Source organism: Streptomyces sp. SID3212 (genome assembly GCF_009865405.1).
Taxonomy (GTDB): Bacteria; Actinomycetota; Actinomycetes; order Streptomycetales; family Streptomycetaceae; genus Streptomyces.
Window position 1 is genome coordinate 1 of record NZ_WWJY01000896.1, and the last position, 2,391, is coordinate 2,391.

Annotated in this window: 2 protein-coding genes; both read right to left on the bottom strand. The window is 71.9% G+C overall.

What is annotated here, in order from left to right; translation table 11 throughout:
• On the bottom strand, positions 1-2,174 hold a 2,174-nt coding region (locus GT042_RS26635; protein WP_161311267.1), incomplete at its 3' end, for a condensation domain-containing protein.
• Positions 2,171-2,391: phosphopantetheine-binding protein (locus tag GT042_RS26640; protein ID WP_161311268.1), on the bottom strand; the 221-nt coding region annotated here is incomplete at its 5' end. The genes GT042_RS26635 and GT042_RS26640, both read right to left, overlap by 4 nt.

Here is a 2,391-nt window from a genome sequence, read left to right on the forward strand (position 1 = left end):
TCCCGTACCCCCGCGAAGGCCTCGGGCGCCTCCTCGGCCATCAGCCGGAACAGGCCGGCCGTCAACCACACGCCGGTCACGCGGTGTTCGGTGAGCAGCCGCCGGTACGTGGGCGGATCGAGGTGGCCCGGAGGGGCGACGACGACCGTGCCGCCGTTCAGCCACGGCACCCAGATCTCGTACGTCGACGCGTCGAACGCGGCCGGCGAGTGGAACAGCACCCGCCGGTGGTTGCCGTTCCCGTACATCGTCTGGGCGGCGAGGTCGGCGACGTTGCGGTGGGTGACCGCGACCCCCTTGGGCACCCCGGTCGAGCCCGAGGTGAACATCGCGTACAGCGGCTGGTCGGGGTGGACGGTGTGTGCCGGAGCCGTGGCGGGCAGGTGGCCGAGACCGGTGGTGCCGTCCAGGACGACCACCCGCGCGTCGGTCTCCAGGACCACCGGGTGGTCGGCCAGAGCCTGGTCGGTGAGCAGGACGGGTGCCCGGGTGTCGGCGAGGATCTGGACCAGCCGGCTGTCGGGGTCGGTGGTGTTCAGCGGGGCGTACACGGCCCCCGCCTTCACCACGGCGAGCAGGGCGGTGAGCAGGTCGGTCGAGCGTTCCATCAGGACGGCGACCACGTCGTGCCGCCGGACGCCCAGGTTGACGAGGTGGTGGGCCAACTGGTTGGTGCTCGCGTCGAGTTCGGCGTACGTCAGGTCGCGGTCCTCGTCCACCAGCGCGATCGCGTCCGGGGCGCGGGCGGCCTGCGCGGCGAACAACTCGGCGACGCTCAGGTCCGCCGTACCGGTGACCGTACCGATCCGCTCCTCCAGGAGCAGCCGCCGCTCGTGCTCGCCCAGCAGGTCCAGCACGGACAGCGGGGTGTCGGGCGAGGTGAGCACCGCCTCCAGGAGCCGGCACAGCCTGGCCATGAGCGCGTCGATCGTCCGGGCGTCGTACAGGTCGGTGGCGTACTCGATGGTGATGTCCAGGCCGTTGGGCCGGCCGTCACGCGTCCGGTGCTCGGCGAAGCCGAAGGTCAGGTCGAACTTGGCGATCTGGAGGGCGCTGTACTCGGTCCGCGCGTCGAGCCCGGGGAACCCGACCGCGTCGGAACCGGCCTCGCCCATCGTCAGCATCACCTGGAAGAGCGGGTGCCGGGAGGCGGAGCGCTCCGGGTTGAGCACCTCGACCAGCCGGTCGAAGGGCAGATCCTGGTTGTCCCAGGCCGCCAGGTCCGTCCCGCGGACCCGCTTGAGCAGCTCACGGAAGCTCGGGTCGCCCGACAGATCCGTCCGCAGGATCAGGGTGTTGACGAAGAAGCCGACCAGATCGTCCAGGGCCTCGTCGATACGGCCGGAGACCGGGGAGCCGACCGGGATGTCGAGACCCGCGCCCGAGCGGGACAGGGCGGTCGCGACGGCGGCCTGGGCCGCCATGAACACGGTCGCCCCCGACTCCCGCGCGAGGTGCGTCAGTCCGGTGTGCAGGTCGGCGGACAGATGGGCGTCACAGGTGGCGCCCACGTACGAGGCGGCGGCCGGGCGCGGCCGGTCGGCCGGCAGGGTGGCCTCCTCCGGCAGGTCCGCCAACGCCTCACGCCAGAAGTCCAGTTGGCGCGCACCGGTGCTCGCCGGGTCGTCGCCCTCACCGAGCAACTCCTGCTGCCAGAGGGTGTAGTCGGCGTACTGCACCGGCAGCGGCTCCCAGTCCGGCTCCCGCCCCCCGGCGGCGCGGGCGCCGTAGGCGGCGGCCAGGTCCCTGAGCAGCGGCCCGGTCGACCCGCCGTCCGACACGATGTGGTGCATCACGACGAGCAGCACGTGCTCCCGCTCACCGAGCGCGATCAGCCGCGCCCGGATCGGCAGGTCCACCGCCAGGTGGAACACCTGCGCGGACTCCTCGGCGAGGACCGCCGCCAGACTCAGCTCGTCGGCGGCGACCACCGGCAGCGCGAGGTCCACCTCCTCCTCGGCGAGGATGTGCTGGTACGGCGTGCCGTCCTGGTCGGGGAAGAGGGTCCGCAGGCTCTCGTGCCTGCCGACCACGTCCAGGAGCGCCGACCGGAGCGCCTCGCGGTCGAGTTCGCCGTGGAGGCGCACGGTCAGGGGGATGTTGTAGGTGGTCGAAGGCCCTTCCATCTGGGCGATGAACCACAGCCGCTGCTGGGCGAAGGACAACGGAATCACTTGGTCGCTCCCATCCGGCGCATCGGCCGCAGTGTGGGCCTTGCGGCCTCGGCGCTGTCGAGCTTCTCGACGAGCGTTGCCACGATCGGGTGTTCGAAGAGCGTCGCCACGGACAGCCCGACGCCCATGACCGAGCGGATCCGGCCGACGAGGCGGGTGGCGAGCAGCGAGTGGCCGCCCAGGTGGAAGAAGTGGTCGTCGATGGTGACCGACGGCA